The 21,343-nt window shown below is 72.3% G+C and carries 16 protein-coding genes and 1 pseudogene; 11 read left to right on the forward strand and 6 right to left on the reverse strand.

The features are described 5' to 3' along the window. From AX737_RS11830 to AX737_RS11870, 9 genes and pseudogenes are all read left to right on the forward strand, one after another. Positions 1-329: pseudogene (locus tag AX737_RS11830) on the forward strand (ribosome maturation factor); the annotation flags it as partial. A gap of 71 nt (positions 330-400) precedes the next feature. Continuing rightward, complete coding sequence (gene nusA / locus AX737_RS11835) at positions 401-2,020, forward strand: transcription termination factor NusA (RefSeq protein ID WP_066921542.1); 1,620 nt, start codon at positions 401-403, stop codon at positions 2,018-2,020. A gap of 20 nt (positions 2,021-2,040) precedes the next feature. Next, a complete protein-coding gene (locus tag AX737_RS11840) occupies positions 2,041-2,769 on the forward strand; it encodes an RNA-binding protein (protein WP_066921544.1) in 729 nt (242 codons plus the stop codon). Between the two features lie 173 nt (positions 2,770-2,942). Beyond that, positions 2,943-5,891 carry a translation initiation factor IF-2 gene (gene infB, locus AX737_RS11845; protein WP_066921546.1) on the forward strand — a complete coding sequence of 983 codons (2,949 nt, stop codon included), beginning with the start codon at positions 2,943-2,945 and terminating at the stop codon, positions 5,889-5,891. A 114-nt stretch (positions 5,892-6,005) separates the two neighbouring features. Next, a complete protein-coding gene (rbfA, locus tag AX737_RS11850) occupies positions 6,006-6,437 on the forward strand; it encodes a 30S ribosome-binding factor RbfA (protein ID WP_066921549.1) in 432 nt (143 codons plus the stop codon). 157 nt (positions 6,438-6,594) lie between these two features. Next, positions 6,595-7,602, forward strand: coding sequence for a tRNA pseudouridine(55) synthase TruB (gene truB / locus AX737_RS11855; protein WP_066921568.1), 1,008 nt, complete (start codon positions 6,595-6,597; stop codon positions 7,600-7,602). 76 nt (positions 7,603-7,678) lie between these two features. Then, positions 7,679-9,070, forward strand: a complete 1,392-nt coding sequence (locus tag AX737_RS11860; protein ID WP_066921551.1) for a dihydrolipoyl dehydrogenase — start codon at positions 7,679-7,681, stop codon at positions 9,068-9,070. A 472-nt stretch (positions 9,071-9,542) separates the two neighbouring features. Then, complete coding sequence (locus AX737_RS11865; protein ID WP_066921553.1) at positions 9,543-12,131, forward strand: histidine kinase dimerization/phosphoacceptor domain -containing protein; 2,589 nt, start codon at positions 9,543-9,545, stop codon at positions 12,129-12,131. Then, the gene (locus AX737_RS11870) at positions 12,128-12,706 is read left to right on the forward strand and encodes a biliverdin-producing heme oxygenase (protein ID WP_066921555.1); all 579 of its coding nucleotides are present in this window, start codon (positions 12,128-12,130) and stop codon (positions 12,704-12,706) included. Before AX737_RS11865 ends, AX737_RS11870 begins: the two co-directional genes overlap by 4 nt. A gap of 7 nt (positions 12,707-12,713) precedes the next feature. On the opposite strand, the gene gmk is transcribed toward AX737_RS11870, so the two are convergent. The 6 genes from gmk to dusB form a co-directional block, all read right to left on the reverse strand. Then, positions 12,714-13,382, reverse strand: coding sequence for a guanylate kinase (gene gmk / locus AX737_RS11875; RefSeq protein WP_066921557.1), 669 nt, complete (start codon positions 13,380-13,382; stop codon positions 12,714-12,716). 37 nt (positions 13,383-13,419) lie between these two features. Beyond that, positions 13,420-14,283: a YicC/YloC family endoribonuclease gene (locus tag AX737_RS11880; protein WP_238229383.1), complete on the reverse strand. Its 864-nt coding sequence runs from the start codon at positions 14,281-14,283 to the stop codon at positions 13,420-13,422. Between the two features lie 80 nt (positions 14,284-14,363). After that, positions 14,364-15,731: an endolytic transglycosylase MltG gene (gene mltG, locus AX737_RS11885; protein ID WP_066921560.1), complete on the reverse strand. Its 1,368-nt coding sequence runs from the start codon at positions 15,729-15,731 to the stop codon at positions 14,364-14,366. A gap of 166 nt (positions 15,732-15,897) precedes the next feature. Next, a complete protein-coding gene (gene ntrC, locus AX737_RS11890; protein ID WP_066921562.1) occupies positions 15,898-17,361 on the reverse strand; it encodes a nitrogen regulation protein NR(I) in 1,464 nt (487 codons plus the stop codon). Between the two features lie 4 nt (positions 17,362-17,365). Then, entirely contained in the window at positions 17,366-18,496 is a 1,131-nt protein-coding gene (locus AX737_RS11895) for an ATP-binding protein (protein ID WP_066921570.1), read from the reverse strand. A gap of 52 nt (positions 18,497-18,548) precedes the next feature. Continuing rightward, positions 18,549-19,553, reverse strand: a complete 1,005-nt coding sequence (gene dusB / locus AX737_RS11900; RefSeq protein ID WP_066921564.1) for a tRNA dihydrouridine synthase DusB — start codon at positions 19,551-19,553, stop codon at positions 18,549-18,551. A gap of 177 nt (positions 19,554-19,730) precedes the next feature. On the opposite strand from dusB, the gene AX737_RS11905 reads away from it, so the two are divergent. Beyond that, positions 19,731-21,014, forward strand: a complete 1,284-nt coding sequence (locus AX737_RS11905) for a bifunctional 2-C-methyl-D-erythritol 4-phosphate cytidylyltransferase/2-C-methyl-D-erythritol 2,4-cyclodiphosphate synthase (protein ID WP_066921566.1) — start codon at positions 19,731-19,733, stop codon at positions 21,012-21,014. Between the two features lies 1 nt (position 21,015). Continuing rightward, the coding region (locus tag AX737_RS11910) for a nicotinamide-nucleotide amidohydrolase family protein (protein ID WP_156453673.1) at positions 21,016-21,343 on the forward strand (328 nt) is incomplete at its 3' end.

Genomic DNA, 21,343 nt, shown 5'->3' on the forward strand with positions numbered 1-21,343 from the left:
ACGTGAAGGAGGGCCTGCCGAGCCGTATCGTGCTGCCTCTCGCCGACCTCGGCGAGGCGCATCTCGTCCTCACCGACGAGCTGATCCGCGAATCGCTCCGCCGCGGCGGCCCGCCGCCCGAGGACGCCGACGAGCCGGAGGAGGACGAGGAGCCCGAGGAGGAGGCCGCCCCGCAGGTGCGCTTCATCCCCGCGCCGAAGCGCCCGAAGCCCAAGGCGGACAAGCCGGTCAAGGCCAAGTCCGGGACCAAGCCCGCCAAGGGGCCCGGCCCGAAGAAGCCCGTGATCACGAAGGCGAACCGCCTCAAGGACCGCGACTCGTTCCACTGAACGAATCGCGCACGATCTCCGCCGCCCGCGCGGCCCGTGAACACCGAATCCGAACGGAAAGGACCTGAACCATGGCCGTTGTCAGCGCCAACAGGCTCGAACTGCTCCAGATCGCCGACGCGGTCGCCCGCGAGAAGGTGATCGACCGCCAGATCGTCATCGAGGCGATGGAGGAGGCGATCGCCAAGGCTGCCCGCTCCCGCTACGGCGCCGAGACCGACGTCCACGCCGAGATCGACGCCAAGACTGGCGCGTTGCGCCTCTCCCGCCACCTGCTCGTGGTCGAGGAGGTCGAGAACGACGCCCGCGAGATCACCCTCGATCAGGCCCGCCGCTACAATCCCGGCGCGCTCGTCGGCGACGTGATCTCCGACACGCTGCCGCCCTTCGATTTCGGCCGCGTCGCCGCCCAGTCCGCCAAGCAGGTCATCGTCCAGAAGGTGCGCGACGCCGAGCGCGACCGCCAGTACGACGAGTATCGCGACCGGATCGGCGAGGTCGTCAACGGCCTCGTCAAGCGCGTCGAGTACGGCAACGTCATCGTCGATCTCGGCCGCGGCGAGGGCATCGTGCGGCGCGACGAGATGATCCCGCGCGAGACCTTCCGCCCCGGCGACCGCATCCGCTCCTACCTGTTCGACGTGCGCCGCGAGGTGCGCGGGCCGCAGATCTTCCTGTCCCGCTCGCACCCGCAATTCATGGCCAAGCTCTTCGGCCAGGAGGTGCCCGAGATCTACGACGGCATCGTCGAGGTGAAGGCGGTGGCCCGCGATCCCGGCTCGCGCGCCAAGATCGCGGTGATCTCGCGCGACGGCAGCATCGATCCCGTGGGCGCCTGCGTCGGCATGCGGGGCTCGCGCGTCCAGGCCGTGGTCGGCGAGCTGCAGGGCGAGAAGATCGACATCATCCCGTGGTCGGAAGATCAGGCGACCTTCATCGTCAACGCGCTCCAGCCCGCCGAGGTGGTGAAGGTGGTGCTCGACGAGGAGGCCGACCGCATCGAGGTGGTGGTGCCCGACGACCAGCTCTCGCTCGCCATCGGCCGCCGCGGCCAGAACGTGCGGCTCGCCTCGCAGCTCACCGGCTGGGACATCGACATCCTGACCGAGGCCGAGGAATCGGAGCGCCGCCAGAAGGAGTTCGCCGAGCGGACACAGGTCTTCATGGAGGCGCTCGACGTCGACGAGACCGTCGGCCAGCTGCTCGCGGCGGAAGGCTTCCGCAACGTCGAGGAGATCGCCTACGTCGATACGCAGGAACTCTCGAACATCCAGGGTCTCGACGAGGAGACCGGCGCCGAGATCCAGGCCCGCGCGCAGGATCACCTCGCCCGCATCGAGCAGGAGCACGACGACCGCCGCCGCGAGCTCGGCGTCGAGGACGAGCTGCGCGAGATCGACGGCGTGACCACGCCGATGCTGGTCGCCTTCGGCGAGAACGACGTGAAGACGATCGAGGATCTGGCCGGCTGCGCCACCGACGACCTCGTCGGCTATACGGAAGGGCGCGGCCCCGAGGCCGTGCGGCACGCGGGTTACCTCGACGGGTTCGAGCTGTCGCGCGCCGAGGCCGAGGCCATGATCATGGCGGCCCGCGTGCGGGCGGGCTGGGTCGAGGCCGCGCCCGAGGAGCCGGAGGCCGCAGAGGGCGAGGGTGAGGCCGCGGCCGAATCCGCCGAGGCGCAGGCCTGAGGCGAGCGGGGAGCCGCAGCGTGGAGGCCGTCGACATCGATACGGGCGAGGAGCCGGCGCTCGACGCCGGCCCCGTCACGGGCCGCCGGGTGCCGCAGCGCACCTGCATCGTCACGCGCGCCGTGCAGGCGCCCGAGGCGATGATCCGGTTCGTGCTCGGCCCGGACGGCGCGGTGGTGCCGGACCTGCGCGCGCGGCTGCCCGGCCGCGGCGCCTGGGTCACGGCGCGCCGCGACGCGGTGGCGGAGGCTGTGAAGCGGCGACAGTTCCAGCGCGCCTTCCGCGGCAAGGCCGGCCCTGTGCCGGCCGACCTGCCCGACCAGATCGCTGCGCTCCTGCGCGATGACCTGCGGCAGGCCATCGCGCTCGCCAACAAGGCGGGCTGCGTGGTGGCCGGCTTCTCGAAGGTCGAGTCGGCGATCGGCTCCGAGCCCGGGGTCGCCGCCCTGATCCACGCCGCGGAGGCGAGCCCGGACGGGCGCCGCAAGCTTGTTGCGGCATTGCACAGGCGGCATGGCGGCTCCATATCGGGGATCCCGATCGTGGATGACTTGTCCGAGGACGAATTGGACATGGCTTTGGGTCGGGATCATGTGATACACGCTGCGCTCGTCGCAGGAGTCGGAGCCACCGGCTGCCTGGCGCGTTGGCGTCGGCTACGCTCCTTCGAGGGCGCCGGTACGGCGGTCGAGGAGCCGGGCTCTGCACGCGATGACGGGGGTGTCCTGCCTCCGCCGGGAGGTGCGTGAGCCTCCGGGCGGTCGCGGGTTCGGAGCCCGCGTCCGAGCGGGATGCGACATCTAAGGAATTCTTGGCCGGATCCGTGGGCTCAGCTCACCGCTTCCTGCTCAGGACGAGTCAGGTCGGCGCTCAAGGGGGCGTCGGTTCACGGACGATGGAAACCCTCAAGGGTTCGAACTGAATGAGCGATACGAACAACCCGGGCGACAAGACTCTGAGCAAGGCTCCCGCGCGGCCGCTGTCCTCCAAGCGGCCGATCGAGGCGGGCACCGTGCGCCAGAGCTTCTCCCACGGCCGATCGAAGCAGGTCGTCGTGGAGACCGTGAAGCGCCGCGTGATCGGCGCCACGCCCGGCACCCAGGCACCGGCCCGCGATGCGAGTCCGGCTCCCGCGGCCCGGCCGGCTCCGGCCGCGCCGGCGGCCGCCCGCCCGACGCCGCGCCCGACCTCGGGCGTCGTGCTGCGGACGCTGAGCGAGCAGGAGCGCGACGCCCGCGCTGCCGCCCTCGCCGACGCCCAGCGTCGGGAGCGTGAGCAGCAGGAGGCTCGCCGTCGCGCGGAGGCGGAGGCCGAGGCGGCCCGCCGCGCCGCCGAGGCTGAAGCCCAGCGCGAGCGCGAGGCTGCGGAGGCCCGCAAGCGCGAGGCCGAGGCCGCCGCCCGCCGCGAGGCCGAGGAGCGCCAGCGGGCCGCGGAGGCGGCGAAGGCCGCCGCCGAGGCTCCTGCTGCCCCGGCCGCGGCCCAGGCCGCACCCGCCCAGGTTGCCCCCGATCAGGCGTCCGCCGCGCCGGCTCCCCGTCCGCCGGCCGCGCCTCCGGCCCGTCCGGCAGCGCCGGCTGCCGCGCGTCCCACGGCAGCTCCGGTCGCCGCCCGCCCGGCGCCCGGCGCGCGGCCAGCGGCTCCCGCCGGGGCCCGTCCGGCCGCCGCGCCCGGTGCTCGTCCGCCTCTGGCGCCGCGACCGGCTCCCACCGAGCCGCGCCGCACGATCACGGCTGATTCGCGCAAGCCGCGCGACCTGAACTTCATGGCCCGCCCGGCACCCGCGCCGGAGCCGGAGAAGCCCGCTACCCCGACGACCGCGCAGCGGCCGACCGGAACGGCCGCGCGTCCCGCGACCGGCCGCCCCGCCGCGGCCGAGGACGAGAGCGACAACACGAAGCGGGTGATCCGGCGTCCCGGCCAGCCGCTCAAGATCATCGCCGCGCCCAAGACGCCGAAATCTCCGGGCGGCGACCGCAACCGCGGCCGCCTCACCATCGCCACCGCCACCTCGGGCGAGGACGAGCGCACGCGCTCGGTCGCCTCCTTCCGCCGCCGCCAGCAGCGGATGAGCGGGCACCGGCACGTGGAGCAGAAGGAGAAGCTGTCGCGCGAGGTGACGATCCCCGAGACCATCACCATCCAGGAACTCGCCAACCGCATGTCGGAGCGGGCCGTGGACGTGATCCGTCTGCTGATGAAGCAGGGCCAGATCCACAAGATCACCGACGTGATCGATTCGGACACCGCCCAGCTCATCGCCGAGGAACTCGGCCACACCGTGCGTCGCGTCGCCGAGTCGGACGTCGAGGAGGGTCTGACCTCGGACGAGCCGGATCTGGAAGAGGATCTCGATCCCCGCCCGCCGGTCGTCACGATCATGGGCCACGTCGATCACGGCAAGACCTCGTTGCTCGACGCGATCCGCAAGGAGAACGTGGTCGAGGGCGAGGCCGGCGGCATCACCCAGCACATCGGCGCCTACCAGGTGGCCTCGCCGTCGGGCGACCTCATCACCTTCATCGACACGCCCGGCCACGCGGCCTTCACCTCCATGCGCGCTCGCGGCGCCAAGGTGACGGACATCGTGGTGATCGTGGTGGCGGCCGACGACGGCGTGATGCCCCAGACCATCGAGGCGATCCAGCACGCCAAGGCGGCGGGCGTCCCGATGATCATCGCGGTCAACAAGATCGACAAGCCGGACGCGAAGCCGGAGCGGGTCCGGACGGAGCTGCTGCAGCACGACATCCAGGTCGAGTCGATGGGCGGTGAGACCCTCGAGTTCGAGGTCTCGGCCAAGACCGGCCAGGGCCTGCCGGAGCTCCTCGAGGGCATCCAGATCCAGGCCGAGATCATGAACCTGCGCGCCAACGAGAAGCGCGACGGTGAGGGCACGGTCATCGAGGCCCAGCTCGACCGCGGCCGCGGCCCGGTGGCGACGGTCCTCGTCCAGCGCGGCACGCTCTTCACCGGCGACATCGTCGTGGCGGGCGCCGAGTGGGGCCGCGTTCGTGCCCTCATCGACGACCAGGGCGAGCACGTGCAGTACGCCGGTCCCTCGGTTCCGGTCGAGGTGCTGGGCTTCAACGGCACGCCGGACGCCGGCGACCGCGTGATCGTTGTGCCGAGCGAGGCCCGTGCCCGCGAGGTCACCGAGTACCGCGCCCGCCTGAAGCGGGAGCGTGCCGCGGCCCGCAGCGGCGGCGCCAACCGCTCGCTCGTCGACATGATGCGCGACCTGAAGGAAGGCGCCGGCCGCAAGGAGCTGCCGGTCGTCATCAAGGGCGACGTGCAAGGCTCGGTCGAGGCGATCTCGGGCGCGCTGGAGAAGCTCGGCAACGACGAGGTCGGGGCGCGCATCCTGCTCGCCGGCGTCGGCGGCATCACCGAGTCGGACATCACCCTGGCGCAGGCCTCGAAGGCCTTCGTGATCGGCTTCAACGTGCGGGCCCACAAGGAGGCGCGCGAGGCGGCCGAGCGCAACGGCATCGAGATCCGCTACTACAACATCATCTACGACCTCGTGGACGACATCAAAGCCACGCTGTCGGGGATGCTGCCGCCGACGCTGCGCGAGGAGCGTCTGGGCGAGGCGGTGATCCAGGAGGTGTTCGAGGTCTCGAAGGTCGGCAAGGTCGCGGGTTGCCGCGTCCAGGACGGCATCGTCGAGCGCGGTGCCCATGTCCGCCTGATCCGCGACAGCGTGGTGATCCACGAGGGCAAGCTGAAGACGCTGAAGCGCTTCAAGGACGACGCCAAGGAGGTCACCTCCGGTCAGGATTGCGGCATGGCCTTCGAGAACTTCGAGAACATGCGCGCCGGCGACACCATCGAGTGCTACCGGGTCGAGGAGATCCGCCGCAGCCTCTGACGCGGTCCCGTCAGGGCCGGTCGCGGCGGCTGCAGCCCAGGCTGCAGCCGCCGTTTTCTATTGTCCCGCTCCGTGCCGGCCGACTCCGCCGCGGAGCCAGATCGCTTTTGGATAATGGCTCAGAAACCTTCCCCCACCGGCCCCTCTCAGCGTCAGCAGCGCGTGGCCGAGCTCGTGCGCCACGCGCTCGCCGAGGTGCTCCAGCGCGGCGACGTGCAGGACCCGACCCTGTCCTCGCACGTCATCACCGTGCCGGAGGTGCGGATGTCGCCCGACCTCAAGCTCGCGACCGCCTACATCATGCCGCTCGGCGGGCAGGACGAGGCGCCGGTGCTGGCCGCGCTCGACCGCAACCGGAAGGTGCTGCGCCAGGAGGTCGCCCGGCGGGTGAACCTGAAATACGCGCCGGAACTGCGCTTCCGCCGCGACGAGACCTTCGACGAGGCTGCCCGCATCGATCGCCTCCTGCGCGACGAGCGGGTTCAGCGCGATCTGGAGCGGCCCGATCGCGACGACGCCGAACCCGATGCCGATTCGGGGCATTGACCCCGGTCTGCCGCAGATTTCCGCCCGCCACTCCGGGCGAGCACGAACCCCGACGCACCCGGCCGCGGGCCTCGACGCCATCCCGCCGCCGTTCGAGAGGACAGACACGGCTTTGATCAACGAGTTTCCGCCCCCGGAGCGCCCGGCCGCCGCCGAGATGCCCCTGCCCCGCGAGCGCCGCTTCCAGGGCGAGCGCCCGAGCGACCGGAACGGCGAGCGCCGTCCGCAGCGCGGTCCCCGCCCCGACCGCCCGAAGCGTCGCGACGTGTCCGGCTGGGTCATCCTCGACAAGGGCGTCGGCATGACCTCGACCCACGCGGTCGCGGTGGTCAAGCGCCTGTTCAACGCCAAGAAGGCGGGCCACGCCGGCACGCTCGACCCGCTGGCCTCCGGCATCCTGCCGATCGCGCTCGGCGAGGCGACGAAGACCGTTCCGTTCGTGATGGACGGTCGCAAGGCCTACCGCTTCACCGTGGCCTGGGGCGTCGAGACCGACACGGATGACGGCGAGGGCCGCGAGGTCGCCACGAGCGAGGCGCGCCCGACCCGCGAGGCCGTCGAGGCCGCGCTGCCGAACTTCCTCGGCTCGATCGAGCAGGTGCCGCCGCGCTTCTCCGCCATCAAGATCCAGGGCGAGCGCGCCTACGATCTCGCCCGCGAGGGCGAGGTGGTGGAACTGGCGCCCCGCCGGGTGCAGATCGACCACCTGGCGATCGTCGAGCACACGGCCGATCGGACGGTGATCGAGGCCGAGTGCGGCAAGGGCACGTACGTGCGCGCCATCGCCCGCGATCTCGGGCGCATGCTCGGCTGCTACGGCCACATCGCGGCGCTGCGGCGCACGCGCGTCGGCCCCTTCACGGAGGCGGTCGCCTGCACGGTCCCGGGCCTCGACAACGAGAACCCCGAGGCCAACCTCGCCCATCTCCAGCCGGTCGAGACGGCGCTCGACGGCGTTCCCTCGACCGCGGTGTCGCGCGACATGGCGTTGCGCCTGATGCGCGGCCAGTCGGTGATCCTGCGCGGGCGCGACGCGCCGGCCGCCGGCAAGGCCTTCGCCACCTGCGGCGGCATCCTCGTCGCGGTCGGCGACGTGGAGCGCGGCGAGTTGGTCCCGCACCGGGTCTTCCATCTCGGCGGCACTGCGGCGAACCGCCCGGCCTGAGGGCCGGAGCCGTCCGGAACGAAGGCTTCGGCAGCCTGTTGGCCCGCGGGCGCGCGATCGCCCGCGGGGGAATGGAATGTCCGAGCACAGCTGCGACGTCGCGATCATCGGGGCCGGCACCGCCGGCATCGCGGCCTACCAGGCCGCGGCCGCGGCGGGTGCGGATGCGGTCCTGATCGAGCGCGGCCCCGGCGGCACCACCTGCGCGCGGGTCGGCTGCATGCCCTCCAAGCTGCTGATCGCGGCGGCCGAGGCGGCCCATGCCGCCCGGCAGGCCGATCTCTTCGGCGTGCGGGTCGGCGGCGTGCGGGTCGACGGACCGGCCGTGATGCGGCGCGTCCGGGCGGAGCGCGACCGCTTCGTCGGCGCGGTGCTGGAATCCGTCGATGCGATTCCGGCTGCGCGCCGGCTCTCGGGCGAGGCCCGCTTGCGCGATGCCCGCACCCTCGCGATCGGTGCCGAGACGCTCGCGTTCCGCTCCGCCGTCATCGCGACCGGGTCGAGCCCGACCGTCCCGGAGCCGCTGCGCGGCCTCGGCGACCGGCTGCTCACCACCGATACGATCTTCGAGCTGGACGACCTGCCGGACTCGCTCGCGGTGCTGGGCGGCGGCCCCGTCGGGATCGAGCTGGCCCAGGCCATGGCGCGCCTCGGCGTCGCCGTGACCTTGATCGATTCCGGCACGACCCTCGCCGGCCTCACGCACCCGCACCTCGTCGAGGCGGCCGCCGAGATCTTCGCCGACGCGATGACGCTCCTGCGCGAGACCGAGATCGAGCGCGCCGAAACCGCCGCTGACGGCGTTCTTCTGACCTGGCGTACCGCCGACGGCAGGCGCGGCGAGGGCCGCTTCGCGCGGGTCCTCGCGGCGGCCGGGCGCGCGCCGAACCTCGCCGCACTCGACCTGGCGACCGCCGGCCTCCCGCTCGATGCCGACGGGATGCCGCATTTCGATCCCCGCAGTCTCGTCTGCGATGGAGGCCCGCTCCTCATAGCGGGCGACGCCAACGCCGAGCGGCCGATCCTGCACGAGGCGAGCCGGCAAGGCACGATCGCCGGCCGCAACGCCGCCGCGCTCGCGCGGGGCGAGGCCCCGGAGGCGCCCGAGCCCTGGACCTCGCTGGCCATGGTTTTTACCCATCCGCAGACCGCGCGGGTCGGAGCACCGTACGCGCGCGACGCGACCAATCGCCTCGTCGGAGAAGCCGATTTCTGCGACCAGGGCCGTGCCCGGATCGAGGGCGCGAACCGGGGCGGCGTCCGCGTCTGGTCCGACCGTGCCGGCCGCCTGCTCGGCGGTGAGATGATCGGTCCGGCTGCCGAGCACCTCGCGCACATTCTGACTGATGCGATCTCGGCCGGGCGATCGGCCCGCGAGCTGCTCGACCGCCCCGTCTACCATCCGACGGTCGAGGAGGGCCTGCAGACCGCGTTCGCGGCTCTCCTGCGAGCAGAGAGCGAGGCGTGAGACCGCTCACGGTCGAAGCGTCCGGTTCTCGGGACCGCTTCGGGACGACGAACGGATTCCGGCGTTTGCAGGGTGCGGGGGCCGGTTCGCTACCCCACGGCCGGGTCCTTCGACCGTCTCAATTCGGTCCCGCCCCGCCTTCCCCGGGGCCGCGGAAGCGGAGCCCGGGATACCGGAACGCTGCCCTGTCTCGCCCGGCCCTTTGCAGCGGTCATGGATCCTGGGCGCGCCAGCGGCCCTCCGGACCGACGGCGGCAAATTCTCAGATCGGATGCCGCGATCGCGGACCGGGACGCAACGGTTTCCTGTCGATCGCTGCGGCGCGCGCGTGCGCGGCGCGATGCCGCAACCCGATGCCGCACGGGACGCGCGCGACCCACCGCACGGGCGGCCCATGTGCTATCACCCTGAGCATTGCGCTCGATCTTTGCGCCCGGCATATCGGGGGTCCGATGAGCCAATCCCACACCTGATGCCGCAGCCTGCAGCGCAAGGCGAACACGTCGCTCTCGACGCGCTCGCCCCCGACGAACTCGATCGTCTCGACGCGGCAATCGTCGGTCTCGACGCCTCGGGTGACATCCTCGTGTTCAACGAGGGCGCGAGCGCCCTCTGGGGACTCTCGCGCGAGGCCGTACTCGGGCGCAACTACTTCCGCGAGGTCGTGCCGAGCACCAATGTGCCGGGCTTCCGCGGACGCTTCCTGGCGGGACGCCGTCGCGGTGCCCTCGATGAGAGCTTCGAGTTCGTGTTCGGGCGCGGGCCGGGCCCGCTGCGCACACGCGTGCAGATGCGGGCGGGCCGGTCGCACGATTGGCTGACGATCGAGCCGCTCGAAAGCCTCGGCGCCGGTCCCTCGCGCGAGGCCGTGATGGCGGCGATCGGCAGCCGGGCCAGAGCCGAGCCGGTCGATCCCTCGATCTGCGAGCGCGAGCCGATCCACGTCCCGGGCTCGATCCAGCCGAACGCCGTGATGCTCGCGGCCGACGACGAGACCCTGACGATCCTCGCCCACAGCACCAATGCCTTCGAGATCCTGCCCGATGCCGCCCAGGCGCTCGATGGGCGGCCGCTCGCAGCCGTGCTGCCGCTGGGTTTCATCGATGCCGTGCGCGCCCGCCTCGCCGCCGGCACGCTGACGGACGGCCGCTCGTTGCGGCGCACCCTTCGGCTCGACGGGCGGGACGCCGCCTACTACGCGGTGGCGCACGCCCATGCCGGCCGTGTCATCGTCGAGCTGGAGCGTGCGCCCGATAGCCCGGACGATTTCGGGGACGCCCACCAGACCGACACCGAGCTGGCGGTCGGACGCCTGCGCGCGGCCGCGACCCTGACGGATGCCGCCCGCATCGCCGCCCTGGAGGTCCGCGCCCTCACCGGCTTCGAGTGCGTGCTGGTCTACCGCTTCGACCCCGACTGGAACGGCGAGGCGATTGCCGAGGACAAGATCCCGGATTGGTCCCGCAGCCTCTTCGGCCTGCGCTTTCCGGCCTCCGACATCCCGGCCCAGGCCCGCGCGCTCTACACCAAGGCCAAAAGCCGGTTCGTGATCGACCGGGACTGCGTCCCCGTCCCGCTGGTGGCCGCGCCCGCCGCCGGCAACGCGCCCGTGGACCTCACCTTCGCGCAGAACCGGACGCTGTCGCCGATCCACCTCGAGTACCAGCGCAACCTCGGCGTGAACGGCTCGATGTCGATCTCGATCATGGTCCAGAACCGGCTCTGGGGGCTGATGATCGGTCACCACCGGCAGCCGCACTACGTGTCGCCGGAGACCCGTGCCGCCGCGGGCGTGCTCACCGACGCCTTCGCGATGCGCGTTCAAGAGATCGAGGCGCGCACGCTCTGGGCGGAGCGCCAGGCGCATCTCGCCACGGAGGCGCGGCTAGTGCGCGAGCTGACGCGCTCGGACGATTTCGTGGCCGCGCTGACCGGCGGGGAGACCACCATCCTGGACCTCTTCGGCGCCACCGGCGCCGGCATCGTCTCGGGCGAGCGAGTCACGTTGATCGGCTGTACGCCGCCGGCCGAGGCCGTGCATCAGCTCTCGGCTTGGCTGAAGGCGGGGCTTGCGGCGGAGGAGACCAGCTTCTCCTCCATGAGCCTGACCGCGGACTACCCCGGCCTCGCGCCCCACCGTGAGGTTGCCAGCGGTTTGCTGGCCGTCTTCGTGGACGGGCAGCGCGAGAACCTCATCGTCTGGTTCCGGCCGGAAGTCCCCAGCACGGTGACCTGGGGCGGGGACCCGCGCAAGCCGGTACTCGCCGGCGACGGGCCGGTCGCGGTGCTACCGCGCCGCTCGTTCGAGCGCTGGGTGGAGGAGCGCACGGGCTTCGCGACGCCGTTCGCCGAGTGGCAGGTCTCGCTCGCAATCTCGCTCGCCCGCGCTGTCGAGGGCGTGGTCCTGCGCCAGCGCCGCAAGATCGACGAGCTGACGGGGCTGCTCGCCGAGAAGGAGCGGCTGCTCGCCCAGAAGGACCTGCTGACCCGCGAGATCGACCATCGGGTGAAGAACTCGCTCCAGATCGTCTCGTCCTTCCTGCAGATGCAGCGTCGCCAGATCGCGGACGCGGACGCGCGGCAGGCCTTCGCCGACACGTCCGCCCGGGTGATGAGCGTCGCGCGCGTCCACGACAGTCTCTATCAGGCCGAGACCATCGAGGAGGTCGATCTCGGCCAGACGATCGAGAACCTGTGCCGCGACCTCGCGGCGCTCGCCGGCGAGGGCCACGCCGTCGACATGACCGCCGAGACGGGCCTGATGGTGCCCTACCGCAAGGCGGTGGCGCTCTCGCTCATCGCGACGGAGCTGGTGACCAACGCCTTCAAGTACGGTTCGCGGGAGAGCGGCGTGGGCCGCGTGGCGGTGCGGGTCTCGGCGGCCGGGACGGGCGTACAGCTGCGCGTCTGCGACGACGGCGCCGGGCTGCCCGATGGCTGGGACGCCAACCCACGCGGTACGGGCCTTGGCATGAAGCTGATCCGGGCCATGCTCGACCAGATCAACGCCCGGCTCGAGGTCGCCAACGATCCGGGCGCCTGCTTCACCATCACCGCATGAGCGGGGACCTGCACGCGCGCCTGCGGGCCGCGACCGCCGCGGCGCACGAGGGGTTGGAGCGGGATCTCGACTGGGAGACCCGGGTCGCGACCCTGCCCGGCTACCGCGACCTGCTCGCGCGGTTCCGCGGCTTCCACGCCGCCTACGAGCCGGCGATCGGCACCGGGCTCGGGGACGGGGCTTTCTTCGATCCCCGCCGACGCCTCGCGAAGATCGACGCGGACCTCGCCCATCTGGGCTTGGACGCCTCGGCCGTCGCCGCCCTCCCGGCGCCCGCGCGTCCACGCTTCGACGGTCCCGCTCCGGCGCTCGGCGCGCTCTACGTTCTGGAGGGCTCGACGCTCGGCGGTCGGGTGATCGGCCGGCGCATCGCGGCGCTGCACGGGCTCGACGTGGACGGGCTCGCCTATTACCGCGCCCACGGGCCCGCGACCGGCCCGATGTGGGCCGCGTTCCGCGACCGCCTCGAAACGGTCGCGGACGCGGCGGCGCTGACGGAGGCCGCGGTCGCGACCTTCGAGGCCATGCGCGATTGGCTCTGCGGGAGGAGCGCGGAGCGCGTCCGCGCCGCCTGAGCGGCCGCTAACTCCCCTGTCCCTCCGAGAGGATCCCCTCCACGAAGCCGGCCAGGCCCGTGCGGCGGGTCCGGCGCAGGCGCTCGGCGGTGAGGATGCTCTGCAGGGCCGTGAAGGCGTTCTGCAGGTCGTCGTTGACGATGACGTAGTCGTACTCGCTCCAGCGCTGGATCTCGTGGCGGGCGTTCTCGAGCCGCTTCTCGATCGTGGCCTGCGAATCCTCGGCCCTCCGCTCCAGGCGCTGGCGCAGCTCGGCCATGCTCGGCGGCAGGATGAACACCGTCACGACGTCGTCGGTGAGCTTCGCGCGGACCTGCCGGGTGCCCTGGTAGTCGATGTCGAAGATCATGTCGCGGCCGGCCGACAGCACCCGCTCCACCGGTCGGCGCGGTGTGCCGTAGAAGTTGCCGTGCACCTCCGCCCATTCGAGCAGGTCGTCGCGGGCCCGCAGATCCTCGAAGGCCTCGCGCTCGATGAAGTGGTAGTGCTTGCCGTCGATCTCGGAGGGGCGGCGCGCCCGCGTCGTGACCGAGATCGAGAGGTCGAGTCCCCAGCCGCCGTCCTGGGCGATCGCCCGCGTCAGCGTGGTCTTGCCCGCCCCCGAGGGCGAGGACAGGATCAGGATGAGGCCGCGCCGCGCGATCGCGTCGGGCCTGTGCCGCACCGGCTCCGTCATCCGCGTCCCCCGCTCGTCCGATCCGTCACGCGTCCACTCACTCGACGTTCTGCACCTGCTCGCGGAATTGCTCCACCACGGCCTTCAAGTCGAGTCCGATCCGCGAGAGCGCGGCGTCGTTGGCCTTAGCGCAGAGCGTGTTGGCCTCGCGCCCGAGTTCCTGGGCCAGGAAATCGAGCCGCCGCCCGATTGCGCCGCCCTTGGCGAGAAGCTCCTGCACCGCGCCGACATGGGTGCGCAGGCGGTCGAGTTCCTCGCGAACATCCGCCTTGGCGGCGAGCAGCACCGCCTCCTGGTGCAGGCGGTCGGGGTCGAGGGTACCGCCCTCCGTCAGGCTCGCGACGGTCGCCGCGACGCGGGCGCGCACCGCCTCCGGCTTGCGCGCGGGACAGGCCTCGGCGGCCTCCGTCAGCTCGGCGATGCGGGTGACTTGCCCGCCGACGATCTCGGCGAGCTGGCGGCCCTCCGCGCGGCGCGCCTCGACGAGGTCGGCCACAAGTCGCACCACGCCCTCGGCGAGGTCGCGGGCGAGCGAGTCCGTCTCGGGCGCGGCCTCCTCCTCGGTCTCGATCACGCCGCGGATGCCGAGCAGCCCGTCCATGGTGGCGGGGGCGACGCCCTCGGGCACGGGCACCCGGGCGACCGCCGCCGCGAGGCTCGCCAGCAGCGCCTCGTTGACCCGGACGCGCACGGCCGTCTCCGGCTTGGTGAGCGCGAGGCTGAGCTGGCACTGCCCGCGCGACAGCGTCTTCTGCAGGGCGGTGCGGGCGACCTCGCCGGCCGCCTCGTAGCCGTTCGGCACGCGCAGGCGCACGTCGAGCCCGCGCCCGTTGACGCTGCGGACCTCCCAGGCCCATTGCACCGGCCCGCTGGTGCCGGCGGCCCGGGCGAACCCGGTCATGCTCGCGATCATGGTAAGGTCTTGTCCGGCGTTTCCGTCTCCCGCCCACAAAGGGGGCGGCGCGTGCCGGATTGCAAGCCTCAGGGCTGCTTCAGCACCGGCACGGTCTTCGGCGAGCCGAGATCGTAGGTCTTGTTCCTCAGCGGATCGAGGCGGGTGCCCTCGGAGGCGTCGAAGGCCTTCGGACGCGTCCCGCCCTGTCCCTCGATGAAGGCGGCATTGGTGCCGGGCGGCGCGTAGGCCGAGGCACGGCCGGGCGTGGCGGGGTCGGCTGCGGGCTCGACCTTGTCGACGCCGCCGGCATCGGGGGCCGGGCTCTGCCGTGAGCGCTCGACGGCGCGCCAGCGGGCGACGTTGCGCTGGTGGCCCTCCAGGCTGTCGGCGAAGGCGTGCCCGCCGGTGCCGTCGGCCACGAAGTAGAGGTCCTTGGTCCGCGACGGGTTGGCCACCGCCTCGAGCGCGGCGCGGCCGGGATTCGCGATCGGTCCCGGCGGCAGGCCCTCGATCACGTAGGTGTTGTAGGGAGTCGGTCGGTCGATCTCGGACCGCAGGATGCCGCGGCCGAGCGTGCCGCGCCCGCCGACGAGGCCGTACACGATCGTCGGGTCCGATTGCAGCTTCATGCGCCGATTGAGGCGGTTGACGAAGACGCCGGCGACGCGGGGCCGCTCGTCGGCCCGGCCGGTCTCCTTCTCGACGATCGAGGCGAGCGTGACCATCTCGGCCGGCGTCTTCACCGGCACCTCGGCGCTGCGGCGCAGCCAGATCTGGTTCAGCACCTCGCGCTGCTTCTGCTTCATCAGGTTGACGATCATCTGGCGCGTCGCGCCGCGCTCGAACTTGTAGGTGTCGGGCAGGAGCGAGCCCTCGGCCGGGATCTCGCCGATCTCGCCGGTCAGCACGTCGTTCTCGTTCAGGCGGGTGACGATCTGCTCGCTCGTCAGGCCCTCGGGGAAGGTGACGGCGTGCTGGACCTGGCGGCCGGTGGTCACCGTGTCGATGGCGTCGCTGATGCTGGCCCGGGCCTTGAAGTTGTACTCGCCGGCCTTCAGCGGCGGCTTGCCGCCGAAGCGGGCGGCGAACTCGAACAGACCGGTATGGTCGATCACGCCCTCGCGACGCAGGATCTCGGCGATCTCGCCCGTTCCGCTGCGGGTCGGGATCACCACGACCTTGTCGGCCGCGAGCGGACCGGGCTCGTGGATCTGGCGCTGGAACAGGGTGAAGCCGATCATAGCCCCGATGGCGACCACCACCGCGAAGGTCAGGAGCCCGCTGATCGTCGCGATGAGCCCGCCGCGCTCGCGCACGGGCCGCTCGGGCGGCGGCGGCGCGGCGGTCGGCTTGATGGCCTCGTGGGGCGAGCGGGGCGAGAGCCGGTTCGGCAGCGCGGCCTCGTCGCGGGTGATCGGCGTCGACTCGAACGTCTTGCGTCTGCGGAAGAACATGAGGATCCTGCTCGGGCTCGCCCGGCGCGCAGATGCGCGCACGGGGCGTCGTCCCGCGTCGGGTTGGGGCCGCGGCGACAGGAGCCTAGCGGGTTTTGTGGCGAAATTGCCATTCGGCGCGGCAGAATGCCCGTGCGTACCGCGCCCCTGACCCTCTTTCGATCTCTCAGCGCGAGGAGCGCAGCACCTGCAGGTCGAGGTCGCGCACCTTCTTGCGCAGGGTGTTGCGGTTGACGCCGAGGAGTTCCGCCGCGCGGATCTGGTTGCCGCGGGTGGCGGCGAGGGCCGCGCCGATCAGCGGTCCCTCGATCTCCCGCAGGATGCGGTGATAGAGGCCGGGCGGCGGCAGGGTGTCCCGGTAGCCCGAGAAGTAGTCGGTGAGGTGCCGTTCGACGGCGCTCGACAGGCTCTCCGACTCGTTGCCCTTGCGCGCGCCGTTCTGGCCCTGCGCTGAGACGGGCGGGGCGAGCGGCAGGGTATCGAGCTCCGCCTCGATCACCGGGCCGGTGATGGTCTCCTGCGGGTAGAGCGCGGCCAGCCGCCGCACGAGGTTCTCCAGCTCGCGCACGTTGCCGGGCCAGCGGTAGCGCTTCAGCCGCTCCATCGCGTCACCGTCGAGCGTCTTGCGGGTCAGGCCCTCGCGCTCGACCAGAACGAAGAAGTGGCGCACGAGGTCCGGCACGTCCTCCGAGCGCTCGCGGAGCGCGGGGAGGCGCAGCGGCACCACGTTCAGGCGGAAGAACAGGTCCTCGCGGAAGATTCCCTGCTGGATCGAGATGCGCAGGTCCTTGTTGGTGGCCGCGATGATCCGAACATTCGTCTTGATCGGCACGCGGCCGCCGACGGTGGTGTACTCGCCCTGCTGCAGCACGCGCAGCAGCCGGGTCTGGGCCTCCATCGGCATGTCGCCGATTTCGTCGAGGAAGAGCGTGCCGCCCTCCGCCTGCTCGAAGCGGCCGGCCGAGCGCTGCAGCGCGCCCGTGAAGGCGCCCTTCTCGTGGCCGAACAGCTCCGATTCGATCAGGTCGCGCGGGATCGCCGCCATGTTGACCGGCACGAAGGGCCCGGTGCGGCGGCGGCCGTAATCGTGGAGCGCGCGGGCCACCAGCTCCTTGCCGGTGCCCGACTCGCCGGTGATCATCACGGTGAGGTCGGTCGGCATCAGGCGGGCGAGCGCCCGGTAGATCTCCTGCATGGCGGGCGAGCGGCCCACCAGCGGGATGTCCTCGTTCTCCGGACCGGCCCCAGGCGCGGGGGCCCCGCGCGGACGGGAGAGCGCACGGCCGACGATGGCGATGAGCTCCTTCAGGTCGAAGGGCTTGGGAAGGTACTCGTAGGCGCCCCGCTCCGAGGCGCGGATCGCCGTCATGAAGGTGTTCTGCGCGCTCATCACGATGATCGGCAGTTCCGGCCGCACGCGCTTGATCCGCGGCAGCAGGTCGAACACGTTCTCGTCCGGCATCATCACGTCGGTGATGACGAGGTCGCCCTCCCCCTGCGCCACCCAGCGCCAGAGGGTCGCGCAATTGCCCGTCGAGCGGACCTCGTAGCCCGCGCGCGAGAGCGCCTGATTGAGGACGGTGCGGATCGCGGCGTCGTCGTCCGCGACGATGATGTGGCCGTTGGGCATGACTCTACTCGGCCTCCGCGACCGATTCGCGCCCGTCGCGGGCGCTCGACATGGGGAGGAGAAGGCGGAAGGCGGTGCGGCGGGGAGCGGGATCGCACTCGACGATTCCCCCGTGGTCGCCGACGATCTTGGCCACCAATGCAAGACCGAGGCCGGAGCCCGACGCCTTTGTGGTGACGAAGGGGTCGAACAGGTCGGGCAGGAGCTCGGCGGTGATGCCCGGCCCGTTGTCGCGCACCGCCACCTCGATCGGCAGGCTGACGCGCTCGCGCGAGCCGGGCACCTGCAGGCGCAGGCCGGTGCGGAAGGCGGTGGACAGGGTGATCTCGCCGTCCACCGTGTCGGCGCCGATCGCTTCCGCGGCGTTCTTCACGAGGTTCAGGATCACTTGGATCAGCTGGTCGCGGTTGCCGAGCACCGGCGGCAGCGACGGATCGTAGGTCTCGACGAAGCGGATGTGACGGGCGAAGCCCGATTGCGCCGAGCGCTTCACCTGATCGAGCACGCCGTGGACGTTGACGGGCACGCGCTCGACCGGCCGCTCGTCGCCGAACAGCTCCATCCGCTCGACGATGCGCACGATGCGGTCGGATTCGTCGCAGATCAGCCGGGTCAGCACCCGGTCCTCCTCGGCGCCGGACTGCTCGAGGAGCTGGGCGGCGCCCCGGATGCCGGCGAGCGGGTTCTTGATCTCGTGCGCCAGCATGGCGCCGAGCGCCACCATGGAGCGCGCCGCGCCGCGGTGGGTGAGCTGGCGGTTCATCTTGTCGGCGATGGTGCGCTCTTGCAGCATCAGCACCACGGTGTTCCCGTCGTCGCCCAGCGCCGTCGCGAAGACGTCGACGCTCCGCTCCTGGCCGGTGCGCGGCGAGACCAGCTCGACCCGGTACTCGCTCACGCTGGAGCGGCGGCGGCGCACCTCGGCCACCAGCGCGATGATCGGCGAAGCGAACGGGATGATGTCGCGCAACTGCCGCCGCTGCATCAGCCGGGCGGACGCGTCGAAGAAGCTCTCCGCCGCGTGATTGCAGTGGACGATGTGGTCGTCCGGGCCGATGGTCAGCACCGGCAGCGGCAGCGCGTTCAGCACCGCCGCGCCGCTGAGACCCGGCCCGCCGGCCTCGCCGTCCGGCACGTCGCCCGCTTCGTGTTCCGTCACGCCCGTCCCCCCTCGATCATGGCGCCGCTCATGCCGCTTCCGCGACCGCCGGAGCGGGCGCGCCGAACGCGGCGCGCAGCAGCGTGCGGGCCGTGGCCGGATCCGTCGTGGTGAGGAGCTGCGTGCGGGCCTCGGCAGGCAGGGCGCCCCCGGCTTCCGCGTAGGCCGCGAGGTGCTTTCGGGCGTGGCGCACGCCCATATGCGCGCCGTAGAGGGCGATCAGACCGTCGTAGTGAGTGACCGCGATGTCGGCCTGCACGTCGCGCGCCGGCGCCGGCACCGGCGCGCCGGCCAGCGTCCGGGCGATCTGGCCGACCAGCCAGGGCCGCCCGACCGCCGCGCGCCCGACCATGACGCCCGCGGCGCCCGAGGCGGCGAGGCAGGCCCGCGCGTCGTCCGCATCCGCGATGTCGCCGTTGGCGATGACCGGAATCGCAACCGCCTCCACCACCGCGCGGATCGCTGCCCAGTCCGCCCGGCCCTTGTAGAATTGCTGCCGGGTCCGACCGTGCACCGTGACGGCATTGAGCCCGATCGCCTCGGCGCGCCGGGCGAGTTCCGCGGCGTTGAGGCTCCGATGGTCCCAGCCGAGGCGCATCTTCACGGTGACGGGCACCGACACCGCGCCGCGCACCGCCTCGAGCAGGCGGCAGGCATGGTCGAGGTCGCGCATCAGGGCCGAGCCCGAGGCGCCCCCCGTCACGACCTTGGCGGGACAACCCATGTTGATGTCCAAGACGTCGGCGCCGCAGCCGACCGCGAGCCGCGCGGCCTCGGCCATCGGCTCCGGCTGGCAGCCCGCGAGTTGCACGACGTGCAGATCGACGCCCGAGCCTTCCGCCCGCAGCCGCGCCTCGCTGGCGCCGCGGGCGAACTCGGCCGCCGCCACCATCTCGGAGACCACGGCGCTCGCGCCGAGCCGCCGCGCCGCCCGACGCATGTGCAGGTCGGTGACGCCCGAGAGGGGTGCGAGAAGCGCGAGCGGCGCGGCGGACCCGCCGCGCAGGACGCTCAAATAATGATCATCAGCCATTCTGCACAAGGAATAGACAAAAGCCGCAGCGACGCAAGCGGCAAGCGCGTTGATTTCAGAGGATGCCCCGCTTAAAGCCGGGGCATCCTGCCCGGTACCCTCCCCGGCGCGGGTCCGCATGCGCGCGCGGCGCGCGCGGAAGCCTGTTGTGAACCTTTGCAGAGGGGAAGGTCCGCCATGTCCAGGACCGGTTCGAACGTCGCCGCGGTGGTCGTGGCGGCGGGCCGCGGCATCCGAATCGGCGGCGGCACGCCGAAGCAGTACCGCCAGGTCGGCGGGCAGGCCGTGCTCACCCGGACGCTCGCCGCGCTCGGCGCCCTGCCGGTCGTTGCCCGCGTGCAGGTTGTGATCGCACCCGACGCCGCGGCCTTCTACGAGACCTGCCTCTCGGAACTCGACCCGGCGGTCCGCGCCAAGCTGCTCGCGCCCGTCGAGGGCGGGGCGACGCGGCAGCAATCGGTGCGGGCTGGCCTGGAAGCCCTGCACGGCGCGGGCGCGCCCGAGATCGTGCTGGTCCACGATGCGGCTCGCCCCTACGTCGATGCCGCGCTGATCGACCGCGCCGTCGCGGCCGGCCGCGACCATCGTGCCGCGGTGCCGGGCGTGGCGGTGAGCGACACGATCAAGCTGGTGGAGGACGCGGGCGACGGCATCGGGCGCGTCCGCGAGACTCCCGCCCGCGAGGCCTTGCGCGCGGTGCAGACCCCGCAGAGCTTCCACTTCGCCGCGCTCCTCGACGCCCACCGCTCGGCCGCGGCGGCCGACCTGCACGGTTTCACCGACGACGGCGCGCTCGCCGAGTGGGCCGGCCTGCCGGTCGTCGTCTTCGCGGGCGACCTGCGCAACCGCAAGATCACCCAGCCGGCCGACCTGATCGAGGCGGACCGCGCCTTCGGGACGCCGGATAGGAGCCCGCCCATGACCCAGTACGTGACCCGCCTCGGCACCGGCTTCGACGTCCACGCCTTCACCGAGGGCGACCACGTCTGGCTCGGCGGCGTGAGGATCCCCGCCGACCGCGGCGTGCTCGCCCATTCGGACGGCGACGTGGCGCTCCACGCGCTGACCGACGCCCTCCTCGGCGCGATCGCCGACGGCGACATCGGCACCCACTTCCCGCCCTCCGACGAGCGCTGGCGCGGGGCCGCCTCCGACCAGTTCCTCGCCCACGCGGTCTCGCTGGTGCGGGCGCGGGGCGGGCGCATCGACCATCTCGACATCACGGTGCTGGCCGAGGCGCCGCGCATCGGCCAGCACCGGGAGGCGATCCGGGCGCGCATCGCCGAGATCGCGGGCGTGCCGCTCACCAGCGTCTCGATCAAGGCGACGACCACGGAGAAGCTCGGCTTCGTCGGTCGCGCCGAGGGCCTCGCTGCCCAGGCCGCCGCAACCGTGCGCCTGCCCGAGGAGGAGACGGTTCCGGTGGACGCGCAGGCCGAGACCGCGATGCGGCAGGGCTAGGATGCTCGACGCCGCCCTCCACGCGCGCGCCGAGGCGCTGGTCGCGGCCTACACGAAGGCCGGGCTGCGGATCGCCACGGCGGAATCCTGCACGGGCGGCCTCGTGGCGGGGTTGCTCACGGCGGTGCCCGGATCCTCGGCGGTGCTGGAGCGCGGTTTCGTCACCTACTCGAATGAAGCGAAGACCGAGGCGATCGGCGTGGCCGCCGACCTCGTCGCCGCCCACGGTGCCGTGAGTGAGCCGGTGGCCCGCGCCATGGCGGTGGGGGCGCTCGCCGCCTCGCGGGCCGACGTGGCGGTCGCGATCACCGGCATCGCCGGCCCGGGCG

The sequence above is a fragment of the Methylobacterium sp. CCH5-D2 genome, from assembly GCF_001556475.1.
GTDB lineage: Bacteria > Pseudomonadota > Alphaproteobacteria > Rhizobiales > Beijerinckiaceae > Methylobacterium > Methylobacterium hispanicum.

Coding starts and splice junctions, on each gene's coding strand:
- truB (WP_066921568.1), top strand. CDS start 6,595: ATGCCCCTGCCCCGCGAGCGCCGCTTCCAGGGCGAGCGCCCGAGCGAC.
- ntrC (WP_066921562.1), bottom strand. CDS start 17,361: ATGCCCAACGGCCACATCATCGTCGCGGACGACGACGCCGCGATCCGC.
- AX737_RS11865 (WP_066921553.1), top strand. CDS start 9,543: ATGCCGCAGCCTGCAGCGCAAGGCGAACACGTCGCTCTCGACGCGCTC.
- AX737_RS11880 (WP_238229383.1), bottom strand. CDS start 14,283: ATGACCGGGTTCGCCCGGGCCGCCGGCACCAGCGGGCCGGTGCAATGG.
- infB (WP_066921546.1), top strand. CDS start 2,943: ATGAGCGATACGAACAACCCGGGCGACAAGACTCTGAGCAAGGCTCCC.
- gmk (WP_066921557.1), bottom strand. CDS start 13,382: ATGACGGAGCCGGTGCGGCACAGGCCCGACGCGATCGCGCGGCGCGGC.
- rbfA (WP_066921549.1), top strand. CDS start 6,006: ATGGCTCAGAAACCTTCCCCCACCGGCCCCTCTCAGCGTCAGCAGCGC.
- nusA (WP_066921542.1), top strand. CDS start 401: ATGGCCGTTGTCAGCGCCAACAGGCTCGAACTGCTCCAGATCGCCGAC.
- mltG (WP_066921560.1), bottom strand. CDS start 15,731: ATGTTCTTCCGCAGACGCAAGACGTTCGAGTCGACGCCGATCACCCGC.
- AX737_RS11905 (WP_066921566.1), top strand. CDS start 19,731: ATGTCCAGGACCGGTTCGAACGTCGCCGCGGTGGTCGTGGCGGCGGGC.
- AX737_RS11860 (WP_066921551.1), top strand. CDS start 7,679: ATGTCCGAGCACAGCTGCGACGTCGCGATCATCGGGGCCGGCACCGCC.
- AX737_RS11870 (WP_066921555.1), top strand. CDS start 12,128: ATGAGCGGGGACCTGCACGCGCGCCTGCGGGCCGCGACCGCCGCGGCG.
- dusB (WP_066921564.1), bottom strand. CDS start 19,553: ATGGCTGATGATCATTATTTGAGCGTCCTGCGCGGCGGGTCCGCCGCG.